General features: G+C 65.9%; 13 protein-coding genes. 1 reads left to right on the forward strand and 12 read right to left on the reverse strand.

Features of this window, described 5'->3' with window-relative positions:
• Positions 1–30: 30 nt before the first annotated feature.
• From HPA01S_RS19325 to flhD, 12 genes are all read right to left on the reverse strand, one after another.
• A complete protein-coding gene (locus tag HPA01S_RS19325) occupies positions 31–585 on the reverse strand; it encodes a porin family protein (protein ID WP_084360833.1) in 555 nt (184 codons plus the stop codon).
• A 242-nt stretch (positions 586–827) separates the two neighbouring features.
• The gene (locus HPA01S_RS19330) at positions 828–1544 is read right to left on the reverse strand and encodes an RNA polymerase sigma factor FliA (RefSeq protein ID WP_066272551.1); all 717 of its coding nucleotides are present in this window, start codon (positions 1542–1544) and stop codon (positions 828–830) included.
• Between the two features lie 2 nt (positions 1545–1546).
• Complete coding sequence (locus HPA01S_RS19335) at positions 1547–2347, reverse strand: hypothetical protein (protein WP_066272555.1); 801 nt, start codon at positions 2345–2347, stop codon at positions 1547–1549.
• Positions 2340–3836, reverse strand: a complete 1497-nt coding sequence (flhF, locus tag HPA01S_RS19340; RefSeq protein WP_066272557.1) for a flagellar biosynthesis GTPase FlhF — start codon at positions 3834–3836, stop codon at positions 2340–2342. The genes HPA01S_RS19335 and flhF overlap by 8 nt, the downstream gene beginning before the upstream one ends.
• Positions 3833–5908, reverse strand: coding sequence for a flagellar biosynthesis protein FlhA (gene flhA / locus HPA01S_RS19345; protein ID WP_066272558.1), 2076 nt, complete (start codon positions 5906–5908; stop codon positions 3833–3835). Before flhA ends, flhF begins: the two co-directional genes overlap by 4 nt.
• Entirely contained in the window at positions 5905–7065 is a 1161-nt protein-coding gene (locus HPA01S_RS19350; protein WP_066272560.1) for an EscU/YscU/HrcU family type III secretion system export apparatus switch protein, read from the reverse strand. The genes flhA and HPA01S_RS19350 overlap by 4 nt, the downstream gene beginning before the upstream one ends.
• Before the next feature lie 125 nt (positions 7066–7190).
• Positions 7191–7814 (reverse strand): protein phosphatase CheZ, encoded by a 624-nt coding sequence (locus HPA01S_RS19355; RefSeq protein ID WP_066272563.1) that lies wholly within the window; start codon positions 7812–7814, stop codon positions 7191–7193.
• Between the two features lie 12 nt (positions 7815–7826).
• Positions 7827–8213, reverse strand: coding sequence for a chemotaxis response regulator CheY (cheY, locus tag HPA01S_RS19360; RefSeq protein WP_066272567.1), 387 nt, complete (start codon positions 8211–8213; stop codon positions 7827–7829).
• 60 nt (positions 8214–8273) lie between these two features.
• Positions 8274–9341: a flagellar motor protein MotB gene (gene motB, locus HPA01S_RS19365; protein WP_066272569.1), complete on the reverse strand. Its 1068-nt coding sequence runs from the start codon at positions 9339–9341 to the stop codon at positions 8274–8276.
• Positions 9342–9491: 150 nt separating this feature from the next.
• Positions 9492–10352, reverse strand: a complete 861-nt coding sequence (gene motA, locus HPA01S_RS19370; RefSeq protein WP_066272573.1) for a flagellar motor stator protein MotA — start codon at positions 10350–10352, stop codon at positions 9492–9494.
• Positions 10353–10593: 241 nt separating this feature from the next.
• On the reverse strand, positions 10594–11130 hold the full coding sequence (gene flhC, locus HPA01S_RS19375) for a flagellar transcriptional regulator FlhC (RefSeq protein ID WP_066272575.1): 537 nt from the start codon (positions 11128–11130) through the stop codon (positions 10594–10596).
• Positions 11131–11177: 47 nt separating this feature from the next.
• Entirely contained in the window at positions 11178–11516 is a 339-nt protein-coding gene (flhD, locus tag HPA01S_RS19380; RefSeq protein WP_066272578.1) for a flagellar transcriptional regulator FlhD, read from the reverse strand.
• A 452-nt stretch (positions 11517–11968) separates the two neighbouring features.
• On the opposite strand from flhD, the gene HPA01S_RS19385 reads away from it, so the two are divergent.
• The coding region (locus tag HPA01S_RS19385) for a flagellin N-terminal helical domain-containing protein (protein WP_066272585.1) at positions 11969–13014 on the forward strand (1046 nt) is incomplete at its 3' end.

Consider the following 13014-nt stretch of genomic DNA (forward strand, 5'->3'; position numbering starts at 1 on the left):
AGGGTGGCTTTTTCGTGCGTGACAGCGCGATCAGAAACGGAAGCCGTAACCGACGCCGAAGCCCTCGATCTTGACACCGTCCTTCTTGTAGAAGTGGGTCCAGTTCAGCTGCAGGTAGGACTGCTTGGTCAAGAAGATGTTGCCGCCCAGGCCGTAGGCCACGCTGCCATCGGAATCGCTTTCATTGACACCAGCACCCGAGAGCTTGAGCTTGCTGTGCAGATAACCCACACGCGCAAACAGCTCGGCGCTGTCGCCCAGCGACAGGCTGGGGCGGAAGAACACGCCCACCGAATTGCTCACCTTCAGGTCAACACCCGACTGCAGGCCGTTCACCTTCACTTCACCGGAGCCTGCGCCCATGCCCAGGAAGCCTTCCACAGCCATGTTGGGGTGGAACTTGTAGCCGAAGACGCCGGTCAGCGCGCTGGGCTTGGCCTTCAGCGAGAAGGGGGCTTCGTCCAACTTAACTTTCAGCGAGCTGTAGCCGACTTCGGCATACATCGCAGGTTGAGACTGCGCCATGGCACCGGCAGCGGACACCGTCATGACGGCGGAAACAACAAGCTTGAGCAACTTTTTCATTAGACCCCTTAAGTAAATGTTAAGAGTTCAGTGTAGGTGGCGTGCATCGTGATCCCCGCCAAAACAGCACAAACGTGCGCGCTGACGTGAATTTGTCACGGTCGATCTGCAGCCTTTGTGCGACACCCGCCCTGCCTGCGACATTCGCACCACACACGGCCTGCGCTGAAGCCGGTGCACGAAAACAAAAAAGGCCACCGGGTGGTGGCCTTTTTTCGGGGCGACATGCGCCGCTGCGTCGCTCAGTGCTCGCGCAATTTGGCGCGCAGACGCGCGATCGACTGGCTGTGCAGCTGGCAGATGCGCGACTCGGTCACGCCGAGCACGGCGGCGATTTCCTTCAGGTTCATGTCGTGCTCGTAGTACATGGACATGATCTTCTGCTCACGGTCAGGCAGCACCTTGATGGCGGCCACCAGCGCGGTGCGCATGCGGTGGTCCTGCAGCACGGCCGACGGGTCGGCTTCGTGGTCGCCCATGTGGCGGTCCAGGAAACTGTCTTCGTCGTCACCACCACCGCTGATGTCTTCCAGGTACACCAGCTGCGTGCCGCGCACCTTGGCCAGCAGGTGCTGGTAGTCGGGCAGGCTCATGCCCATCTCTTCGGCGATCTCGCTTTCCTTCGGCACGCGGTGCAGCTTCTGCTGCAGGCGGTTGACGGCCTGTTCGATGTCTTTCTGGCTCTTGCGCGAACCGCGCGACATCCAGTCGCCCTCGCGCAGCTCGTCGATCATGGCGCCGCGGATGCGCTGGCTGGCGAAGGTCTCGAACTGCACGCCCTGCGTCGGCTCGAAGCGCGCGATGGCTTCGGTCAGGCCGATCATGCCGACCTGGATCAGGTCGTCGACCTCCACGCTGGGGGGCAGCTTGGCGATCATGTGGTGGGCCAGGCGACGCACCAGCGGGCTGTATTTGCGCAGTTGATCGTCCCGGTTGAGAGTGCCTTTGGCGGTGTACATCTTCAGCTCCAGAGAGAAGGGGCGAGCACGGCTGCGGCGCGTTCGGTGCGCAAGGCACCGGGCACCAGGCCGTGGTAACCACTGGCGTGTGTCGGGCGGGGGCGCGCCAGTGCGCTCTCCGGCACACGCAGGGCCCAGGTGGCGACCGGCCAGGCCTCCGGCGCAACACCCAGGTGACGTTGTGCGGTGTCGGCCACCGTCTGCACCACGGTCTGCAGTGCCGCGGGGGCGGCGCCGGGCAGCGGTGCCAGCACCGGCACCAGGCCGGCGTTGTGCAGCAGCTTGACGGCGCCGTAGGCGTCGATGCTGGACTGCGGTTGCTCGATCACCGGCACCAGCGCGCGGGCATTCGTGCCATGCAGCAATCCAGCGAGAGAAAAAGCCGGCGCAAACAACAACACGATCACGCCGGTGGAGAAAGGGGCGAGCATTCGCGAGAGCGCCACCGCCGCACCGGCGGCCTGGGCGGTTTCCTGCAGCGCCTGCAGGCCGGCGGCGCCGGGCATCACCAGCCAGTCGCTGCCGTCTTGCGGGCGCTCCAGATGGGCGATGGAGAGGTCTTGCAGCACGCGCATCAGGCCCAGGTGGGCGCCGTCGTGGCGCTCGCGGCCGGTGCTCTCGTGCGTGGTGCCGTCGACGATGACGACCGCGCGGCCCTGCGCCGTGAGGCCCGCCGCCAGCGTGCACAGCATCTCGTAGGCACGCGCCGGCTGGGCCGGACTGGCCACCGGCATCAGCACCGGGCCGCGCGTGGGCGGCTCGGCGCGCAGGCCGGCTGCCTGGTCGAAGCCGGGTTCAAACATGCGAGGCTCCCAGGTCCAGGCCGCGGCCGGATGCCTGTGCAAAGAAATAACCCATGTCGGTCGGCTGCGGGTCGAAAGACGATTTTCCCTGCGTGCCCATGGACTGGCGCACCAGCGCCGCGGCGTCCGGGCCCTGCCAGTCTTCCGGCACGCGCTGGCCGTTGGCCACACCGCGCAGCACCACCTGGTGGCGGATCAGCGCGTCCAGCGCCGGGCCGAGCTTGACGGCTTCGTCCACCTTGGACAGCACCACGCCATGCAGCGCGCTGGCCTTGAACGAGGTCAGCACCTCGTCGAGCGTGTCGCCCTGCGAGCCGGCGTTGAGCACCAGGGTCTTCTTGACCTTGGGAATGTCGAGCACGTCCAGCATGTCCTGGATGCGCTGGTCGCGCTGGCCCAGGCCAGCGGTGTCGATGATCACCATGCGCTTGTTGGACAGCAGGTTGAGCAGGTCCTTGAGCGCGGCGCGGTCGTGTGCCAGGTGGGCCACCACGCCGAGCATGCGGCCGAAGGCGCGCAGCTGCTCGAAGCCGGAGACACGGTAGGTGTCGAGCGTGATCAGGCCGACGCTGCCGGCGCCGTATTGTTTGACGCACTGCGCGGCCAGCTTGGCGGCGGTGGTGGTCTTGCCGACGCCGGTGGCGCCGATCAGCGAGACCACACCACCTTCGTCGCACAGGCTGGCGCCCGCGGCCGACACCTTGAGGTTGCGCGTCAGCACGTCCATCAGCCAGCGCATCGCTTCGGCGGCACCGGCATCGGTGGGCACACGCTCGAGCACGGCGCGCGACATCGCGGGCGAATAACCGGCGCGGATCAGCTTGAGCATCAGGTTGGACTGGATCGGGTTCTGCTTGGACGAACCGAGCCAGGCCAGCGTGTTGAAGCGCTCTTCGATCATGTCCTTCAGCGCCGACAGTTCCACCGCCATGCGGCTGTCGTCGTTGCTGGGGAAACGGGTGGCGGGCTGCGAGTCTTCCCAGGCCGGTTCGGCCGAGCGCACGCGGATCGGTGCCGGGCGGCGCGTGGCCAGGGTCTCGGCCTGGTTGAAGCGTTGCACCGGCACCTCGATCGGCTCGGCCGGGCGCGTGCTGATCTGCGGAGCCGCATGGGCAGCCGGGGCCGCGGGCGAGCGGCGCTCGACAGCAGGCGCGGCGGCTTCGGCCGGCGTGCCGTGCAGGGCTTCGCGGCGTTTGCGCAGCATGCGTTCGCGCACATAGTCCTGGAACGACAGCGTGCTCATGGCCAGGGCTTCGGTGTCGCTGGCGACCGAGGCGCTGGCCTTGGCAGGCGCTGCGCTGGCGGCAGCGGGTGCCGCTGCCGCGGCCTGCTCACCGAGCGAGGCCAGGCTTTCTTCGGCGGCGGCCATCACTTCGAAACCGTCACCGGTGGAACGCGTGGAGAGGATGACTGCGCTGTCGCCAAACGCCAGACGGGCTTTGGCCATGGCTTCGCGGGAGGTCGAGGCGGTGAAGCGTTGGATGTTCATGCTGCAAGTTCTCCAAGGATCGGGCCGATGCGGATCAGGTGGGTTTCAGGAATTTCGCTGTGCGCCAGCACCTGCAGACGTGGCGCGGCGCGGCGCAGCAGGCGGGACATGGCGTTGCGGATGGCGTCGGGCACCAGCAGGCAGGCGGGCACGCCCTTCTCTTCCTGGCGGTTGGCGATGTCGGTGGCGGACTTGCTCAGCATCTCGGCCACGCCGGGATCGAGCGCACCGTTGGACGCGCCGGAGAGGGCCTGCATCAGCAGGCGCTCCAGGCCGGGTTCGATGGCGATGACTTCGAGCTCTTTCACCGCGCCGTAGATCTGCTGCACGATGGCCGGCGAGAGCGCCATGCGCACGCGGCGCGCCAGCTCGACCGGGTCGGTGGTGTGGGGCGCGTGCTCGGCCAGGGATTCGATGATGGTGCGGATGTCGCGCACGTGCACAGACTCTTCCAGCAGCAGCTGGAGAACTTTCTGGAAGGTGGCAACCGAAACCATTTTTGGCACGACTTCTTCGATCAGTTTGGGGGCCAGGCGGGTGACGTGTTCAACCAGGTCCTGGGTCTCCGTCCGGCTCAGCAACTTGGCGGCCTGGACTTGCATCAAGTGTGAAAGATGTGTGGCCAGCACAGTCTCGGAATCAACCACGGTAAAACCCGCCATTTGCGCGTTCTCGCGCTGCTTCTCGTCGATCCAGTGCGCGGGCAGGCCGAACGCCGGGTCGGTGGTGGGGGTGCCGATCAGCGGCGTGCCGATGCCACCCGGATCAATGGCCAGGAACATGCCCGGGAACACCTCGCCCTCGCCCACCACCACGCCGCGCAAGGTGATGCGGTAGGCGCTGGGGCGCAGCTCCAGGTTGTCGCGCACGTGCACCGCCGGCGGCAGGAAGCCCACCTCCTGCGCGAACTTCTTGCGCACGCCCTTGATGCGCGTGAGCAGGTCGCCCTGGCGGGTCTTGTCGACCATGGCGATCAGGCGGTAACCCAGCTCCAGGCCGAGCAGGTCCACCGGTTGCAGGTCGTCCCAGGTGGCTTCGCCGTCGCCCTGCACCGCCGGGGCTTCGGGCTCGGGCGCGGGCTTGGCCTGCTCGCGCAGCCGCCAGTACGCCAGGCCTCCGGCGAGCGCCGCGAAACCGAGGAAGAACACGTGCGGCATGCCCGGCACCACGCCCAGCATGAACAGCACCGCGGCCACGATGCCCATCACCTTGGGCGAGAGGAACATCTGCTCCAGCACCTGGCCGCCCAGGTCTTCGTCCTTGCCCACGCGCGAGACCACCATGGCCGCGGCCACCGAGATCAGCAGCGAGGGAATCTGCGCCGCCAGCGCGTCACCGACCGCCAGCAGGATGTAGTTGTCCGCTGCCTGGCCCGCCGACAGGCCGTGCTGCAGCACGCCGATGACGAAGCCGCCGATGATGGTGATGAACAGGATCAGGATGCCGGCAATCGCGTCACCGCGCACGAACTTGGAGGCACCGTCCATGGAGCCGAAGAAGTTGGACTCCTCGCCCACCTCGGCGCGGCGGCGCTTGGCTTCCTTCTCGTCGATCAGGCCGGCGTTGAGGTCGGCGTCGATCGCCATCTGCTTGCCCGGCATGGCGTCCAGGGTGAAGCGGGCCGACACCTCGGCGATGCGCTCCGAACCCTTGGTGATCACCACGAAGTTGATCACCACCAGGATGGCGAACACGATGAAACCGACCGCGAAGTTGCCACCGATCAGGAAGTGGCCGAAGGCCTCGATCACCGCGCCGGCCGCGCCCGGGCCGGTGTGGCCTTCGAGCAGCACCACGCGCGTGGTGGCCACGTTGAGCGAGAGGCGCAGCAACGTGGTCAGCAGCAGCACGGTGGGGAACACCGAGAAGTCCAGCGGCCGCTTCATGTAGGCCGCCACCATCATCACCACCAGGGCGAGCGCGATGTTGAAGGTGAAGAAGGTGTCGAGCAACCAGGTGGGCAGCGGCAGCACCATCATCGACAGGATGGTGATCACCAGCATCGGCGCGGCCAGGCCGCCGGCCCAGCTGGCGTTGCGGTTGAGCCATTGCTGCAAGGACTGCAGGTTCATGTGGACGCCTCCGGCGCGGATGGTTTCTTGAAGTGGGGATCGAGTTCGGGCGGCACCATCGGTGTCGGCATCTCACCGGGCATGGCGCCCTGGCCCTTGAGCGCGGCCTTGAGCTGGTACACGTAGGCCAGCACCTGGGCCACGGCGGTGTAGAGCGCCGATGGGATTTCGTCGTCGATCTCGGCGTGCGCGTAGAGCGCGCGCGCCAGCATGGGGGACTGCAGCACCGGCACCTGATGCGCCTTGGCAACGTCGCGGATCTTCATGGCCAGCAGGTCGGCGCCCTTGGCGATCACGCGCGGGGCGTTCATGCTGGCGTCGTCGTAGCGGATCGCAACCGCATAGTGGGTCGGGTTCATCACCACCAGATCGGCCTTGGGCACGGCGGTGATGCTGCTGCGCTGGGCCATCTCGCGCTGGCGCGCGCGGCGCTTGCCCTTCATGTGCGGGTCGCCTTCGGACTCCTTGTGTTCCTGCTTCACTTCCTGGTGCGACATGCGCATGCGGTGCTTGTGCAGGAACCTCTGCATCGGGAAGTCGATGATGGCGAACACCGCCACCACCAGCAGCAGCAGGCCCACGCCCAGCATCAGCCAGTTGCCGAGCTGGCCCAGGCCGGATTCGAGCGGCTGCATCACCAGCGTGCCGAACTGTTCGACGTGGGACGAGATGAACTGCCAGGCCACCAGGCCCACCACCGCGGTGACGCCGGTGAGGCGCCCGGTGTCGACCAGCTGCTGTTTGGAGAACAGGCGGCCCACGCCCTTGAGCGGGTTGAGGCGGCCGAGGTCGGGCACCAGCGGCTTGGTGCTCAGCGCCCAGCTGCCCGAGATGAAGGCCGTGCCGAGCACGATGACCAGCATCAGCACGCCCATCGGCAGGAACAGCATGAGGCCCTGGGTGAAGCCGTGCACCAGGCGTTCGGGCGCCAACTCGGGTTTGAGCAGCGCCTGGTGGTCAAAGCGCAGCTGGCCTTGCAGCGCGGCGCGCAGCTTGGCGAAACCCAGGGGAGCCAGCGACATCAGCACCAGCGCGCCACCGCCCAGCACCGCCAAGTTGGACAGGTCTTTGGAACGCGGCACCTGGCCATCGTCGCGCGCCTTTTTCAGGCGCTGCGCGGTGGCGGGTAGGTTCTTGTCCTGGGCAGATGAGTCCATGTGGCGGGTTCAATCGATCGTTGAACCCGATTCTGGAAGCCACACGGAAAAACTAAAGGGCGATAAGACGCGGTGAAACCGCGCTTTTCTGAGATGCACCGCGCAAGCGCGCAGCGCCGCAGGGGTCAGAACCCGAGTGATGCCAGCAAGTCGTCCACCTGCTTCTGGTCGCTCACCACGTCGGCGCGGCCTTCGGGGTTGACCACCGGGCCGGCCAGGGCGGGCTCGGCGATCACGTGGTCCTGCCCGGGCTGGCCCGACGGCGCGGACTGCAGCAGCAGGCCGAGCAACTGTTCTTCGATGGTGCCGGCGAGCTGCACCACACGCCCGATCACCTGGCCCGTGAGGTCGTGGAAATCCTGCGCCATCATGATGTCGGTCAGGCGGGCGTCGGACTTCTCGCTCAGACTGACGATGTCTTTCGACCACTCCAGCAGTTCGGGCATCGCATGCGACAGGCCCGGCACGCGCGAAATGGTGTCGGCCAGCTGGCGGCCACGCTCGGCGATCTGCGCCTGTTCGGCCTTGCCCTCGTCCACGTGGTTGAGCACCTTCTCGGCCGCTTCACCGGTCAGGCGGGCGATATAGGACAGGCGGCTCTGCGCGTCGGGCAACTGGTCCACCGTGCCCTTGAGCTTGTCGGTGTAGCCCAGCTCCTTGAGTGCCTCGTGCAGCTGGCGCGTGATCGAGCCGAGCTGACGGAACATGTCGGGACTGGGCGGGGATGCGTCTTCGTCGGGGGCTTGCATGGTGGTGCTCCGTCAGATGCCGAGCTTCTTGAAGATGTTCGCGAGCTTCTCTTCCAGCGTGGCCTTGGTGAAGGGCTTGACGATGTAACCCGCCGCACCGTTCTGCGCCGCCATCACGATGTCTTCCTTGCGCGCCTCGGCCGTCACCATCAGCACCGGCAGGTGCTTGAGCTTGTCATCCTTCTTGATCTCGGCCAGCAACTCGAAGCCGTTCATGTTCGGCATGTTGATGTCGGAGACGACGAAGTTGAAGGTGCCGTTGCGCAGCTTGGCCAGCGCCACCGCACCGTCTTCGGCCTCGTCGGCGTCGGCGTGCCCGATCTCCTTGAGCAGGTTGCGCACGATGCGGCGCATGGTGGAGAAGTCGTCAACGATCAGGAATTTCATCGGGGTGGACATGGAAGCCTCCGTGGGCGGAGAAGATCAAGAGGAACAACGCGCGGCCGGTGAACCACCACGCTATGAGGGAGATTTCGTCACTTCTGCGGAAATCTGAAGCGCCGTGGGCGCGGCCGACGTGACCGGCGTCACCACCGCACGCACCGGCGATGGGCTCGGCGACGCAGACCGAGCCGGCGACACGGTGGCGGTGTTGTGCGGCGACGGCGCAGTGGCGGGCGCGGCCGGGGCCGCAGCGGGGATGGCGGGCACGGGGCTGGTGGACGACAGCATGCGTTCCTCGGCCTCCTGCGTCATCACCACGATGCTGATGCGGCGGTTGATCGGATCGGTCGGATGCTCCGGCCGCAGCAGGCGGCTGGAGGCCAGGCCTTCGACGCGGCGCAGCTTGTCGTCCGGCAGGCCACCGGCCACCAGTTCGCGGCGCGAGGCGTTGGCGCGGTCGGCCGAGAGTTCCCAGTTGCTGTACCCACGCTCGCCGCTGCCATAGGGCGTGGCGTCGGTGTGGCCGGCCAGGGCGATGCGGTTCTCCACGTCGCCCAGCGCCACGCCGATCTCGCGCAGGATGTCGCGCATGTAAGGCTTCACCAGCGCGCTGCCGGTGTCGAACATCGGCCGGTTCTGCTGGTCCACGATCTGGATGTGCAGGCCGTCTGTGGTCTTCTCCAGCTGGATCTGCGAGCCGTACTCCGACAGCGTGGGGTTGTTCTTGATCATGGTGGTGATCTTCTGCTGCAGCGCGTCGAGGCGCGCGGCATCGCGGCGCGCCTGGTCGGCGCGTGCCATCTGGGCACCGATCAGCTTGGCCGCGCGTTCGGCCTCGCCGCTGTCCATCTGGCCGAAGGACTGGCTCAGGTCGCGCCCGCCGCCGGGCAGGATGCTGCTGCTGTTGCCGGTGCCCGGCCCGCCCATGAGCGAGACCTTCACCGGCGACTGGAAATAACTCGCGATGCCCTGCAACTCGCCCTTGGCGGTGGAGCCCAGCAGCCACATGAGCAGGAAGAACGCCATCATCGCGGTCACGAAGTCGGCGTAGGCGATCTTCCAGGCACCACCGTGCGCCGCATGGCTGCTCTTCTTGATGCGCTTGATGATGATCGGCTGCAGCTTTTTCCCATCCCCCGCCATATCAGACTCCCCCCCGCCGCGCTGCGCGCGACCCCCTCAAGGGGGCGGCGCCTGCGGCCCGGCAAAGCCGGTTCCGCGGCACCCCTTGAAGGGCCAGCTTCGCGCGCGAGGCATCACGCTTCAGACGGCAGACGGATGGCAAGCGATGCGTCACTTTTTGCCTTTGACGTGGCTCTCGAGTTCCGAGAAGCTGGGGCGCACATCGGCGAACAACACCTTGCGGCCGAACTCGATGGCGGTGAGTGGCGCATAACCCTGCATGCTGGAGAGCAGCGTGGTCTTGACGCACTGCAGTTCCTTGCTGCCCTCTTCCATCTTCTGGTCCATCAGGCCACCGAGCGGCTCGAACACGCCGTAGGCCAGCAGAATGCCGAGGAAGGTACCGACCAGGGCCGAACCGATCATGGCGCCGAGCACCGCCGGCGGCTGGCCGACCGAGCCCATGGTGTTCACCACACCCAGCACCGCGGCCACGATGCCGAAGGCCGGCAGGCCGCCGGCCAGCCGGCCGATGGCGGCCACCGGCGCGTACGCTTCCTGGTGGTGGGTTTCGATCTCCGCGTCCATCAACGATTCGATCTCGTGCGCGTTCAGGTTGCCCGAGACCATCATGCGCAGGTAGTCGGTGATGAACTCGACCAGGTGGTGGTCGGCGGCGACGGTGGGGTACTTCTTGAACAGTGCCGACTCGTGCGGGTTCTCCACGTCGTTCTCGATCGCCATCAGGCCTTCCTTGCGCGCCTTCTGCAGGATGTCGAACAGCAGCGCCAGCAGCTCCATGTAGCGCGCCTTGGTGTAGCGGCTGCCCTTGAAGCAGCTCGCCAGGCCTTTGAACGAGGCTTTGACCACCTTCATCTGGTTGTTGATGATGAACGCGCCCAGCGCGGCACCCAGGATGGTGGTCAGCTCGAAGGGCAAGGCTTTGAGCACCACGCCGATGTTTCCCCCGTGGAGGATGAACACCCCGAAGATGCAAAGCATCGAAACCACGAAACCGATGATGACGAACATGTTGTTGTGCCTGAAAGAGGACGCCTCAAACCGTTGAGCGCGTGACTTGGAGGATGCGTTTTGGGTTCGTTCAACTCTAGGGGCGATTGCCACAGGCCATAAACGCGAAATGGACCCGCATCGGGGTCCATTTCAAGCTTTGTCGCGCTGCCGGGCTTCCATCCGGAACACCGCGGAACCGGCTTCGCCGGGCCGCAGGTGTTGCCCCCTGGGGGGTTGCGCCGCAAGCGGCGCGGGGGGCTCAGTGCAAACGCAGGCCACCGCTGGCGGCGCCCTTGCCGGCGCGTGCCGGCGGCTGGCACAGGCCGCAGACGAAGTGGCGGTTCTCGTAGGGCTCGGTGACGAAGTGGCCGCCGCAGCAGGAGCACTTGGTGAGCGTGAGCATGCCGTTGTCGACGAACTTCACCAGGCGCCAGGCGCGCGTGACGGAGAGCAGCGGCTCGATGGCGCTGGCCTGCATCTGTTCGTTGTAGAGGCGGAAGGCCTTGATCACCGTGTCGATCTCTTCCAGCTCGCTGGTCTTGGAGAGGTACTCGTGGATGTTCAGGAACAGCGACGAATGGATGTTGGGCTGCCAGGTCAGGAACCAGTCGGTCGAGAAGGGCAGCTGGCCCTTGGACGGCGACTTGCCGGCGACTTCCTTGTACAGGCGCAGCAGGCGCTCGTAGGACAGGCTGGTTTCGTACTCCAGCACCTGCAGGCGTGCGCCGAGCTGGATCAGGGCCACGGCGCGTTCGATGTCACGCGACTCGTTGAGGATGCTCTTGCCTGTGGCCATGGTGGACTCCGGAGAAGAAAGGAAAAGGAGAGAAGGGAGCGCGCGTTTCAGTTCGCCGTGGCCATGGACTCGGCGAAACGGCCGGCCATCAGGATGCTGGCGTGCAGCTGGGTGGTGGTGCTGTTGTCCACCTTCTTCACGTTGTGGCTGGTCAGCAGGTTCCACACCAGGTCGTCGTCGACGCGGAAGCGGCACAGCAGCATGTTGCTGGAGGCGATCTTGAGCAGTTGGGCCGTGGACAGCATACCGAGCAGGTCGGCAGCTTCTTCGGTCAGGCCGAGGCGGAACAGGGCTTCGGCGCGGTCCTTGCGGATCAGGTTCTGCGCCAGCATGAGGTAGGTCAGGTTGGCTTCGCGGATTTCTGCGAGGAGTTGTTCGCTGTCCATGATGTGTTCCTTCTTCGTTAAGACCGCCGCTGGGGCGATGCGCTTACATGTGCTGACTCGATGTATTGAATTGTGTCGAGGGGTAAAAAAACTTGAATCGGGAAATGGCTGTACCGAGCGTCAGGTGGGCAGCACCCCCTTGTCAGCCAACTTCCTACAACTTTGGCGCTCATTCCGGTTCTGCCTCTGCCACCGCCGCACAGAGGCGGCCGAGGTAAAGCCGGGAACTGGCGCCGATCCATCCGGTTTATTTGCGGGTTGATGTGCAGACAAACCTCAAGAATCTCCACTCATCACCGAAATTGACTCAGCGAACTTCTAAATGGGTTCGGCGTCCGGCCTAGCAGAGGCGGAGAGCAGCGACGGTGGAGGCCCGCAAGGGTCGACACGGCACACGGGCACAAGGCCCGTCTGGCCGGTTCACTTTGCAAGTCCATTTACAGGAGTTAGTTATGACCACCATCAACACGAACGTGATGTCGATGAACGCTCAGCGCAACCTGAGCAGTTCGGCCAGTTCGCTGGCCACATCCATGCAGCGCCTGTCTTCGGGCCTGCGCGTCAACAGCGCCAAAGACGATGCCGCCGGCCTCGCCATCTCCGAGCGCATGAACACCCAGGTGCGCGGCCTGAACGTGGCCGCGCGCAACGCCAACGACGGCATCTCCCTCGCCCAGACCGCCGAAGGCGCTCTGGGCAAGGTGGGCGACATGCTGCAGCGCATGCGCGAGCTGGCCGTGCAGTCGGCCAACGCCTCCAACAACAGCAGCGACCGCACCGCGCTCAACGCCGAAGTGCAGCAGCTGCGCCAGGAAATCGACCGCGTCGCCAAGACCACCTCGTTCAACGGCACCAAGCTGCTCGACGGCTCGTTCGCCAACGCCACTTTCCAGGTCGGCGCCAACGCCGGCGAAGGCATCTCCATCGACAGCATCGTGAACTCCGACTCGGCCGCGCTCGGCCGGACTTCGGTGCACACCACGGCCGCCATCTCGGCGCCGGCCTCCCCCACCGCACCGGCCGTGCTGGCTGCGATCCCCGCCGGTGGTGGCTCGCCGCTGGGCATCGACGACGCCAATGGCAATCCCGTCAACCTCGGCCCGATCGGTGAAGCCACCACGCAGGCACAACGCGCCGGCCAGATGGTGGATGCGATCAACGCCAAGTCCAGCGACACCGGCGTGTTCGCACGCCCGGTGTACACCGCGGGCGTGATGACCGGCTACGAAGTGTTCTCCGACCGCGCCGTGGCCGCCGCCGACTTCAACAACTTTGCCGCCGGCACCACCGGCGCGGGCGCCGCCACCGCGGCCGCCGCCGACTCGTTCGTCGAAAACATCAACGTCAACTCCTTCGGTGACTCGCAACTGGCGCTGAAGGTGATCGACAACGCGATCAACGCCGTCAACAGCTCGCGCGCCGACCTCGGTGCCCTGCAAAGCCGTTTCGAGAACGCCGTGGCCAACATCCAGATCACGGGTGAGAACATTTCCGCCGC

It is taken from the genome of Hydrogenophaga palleronii NBRC 102513 (genome assembly GCF_001571225.1).
GTDB classification, from domain to species: Bacteria; Pseudomonadota; Gammaproteobacteria; order Burkholderiales; family Burkholderiaceae_C; genus Hydrogenophaga; species Hydrogenophaga palleronii.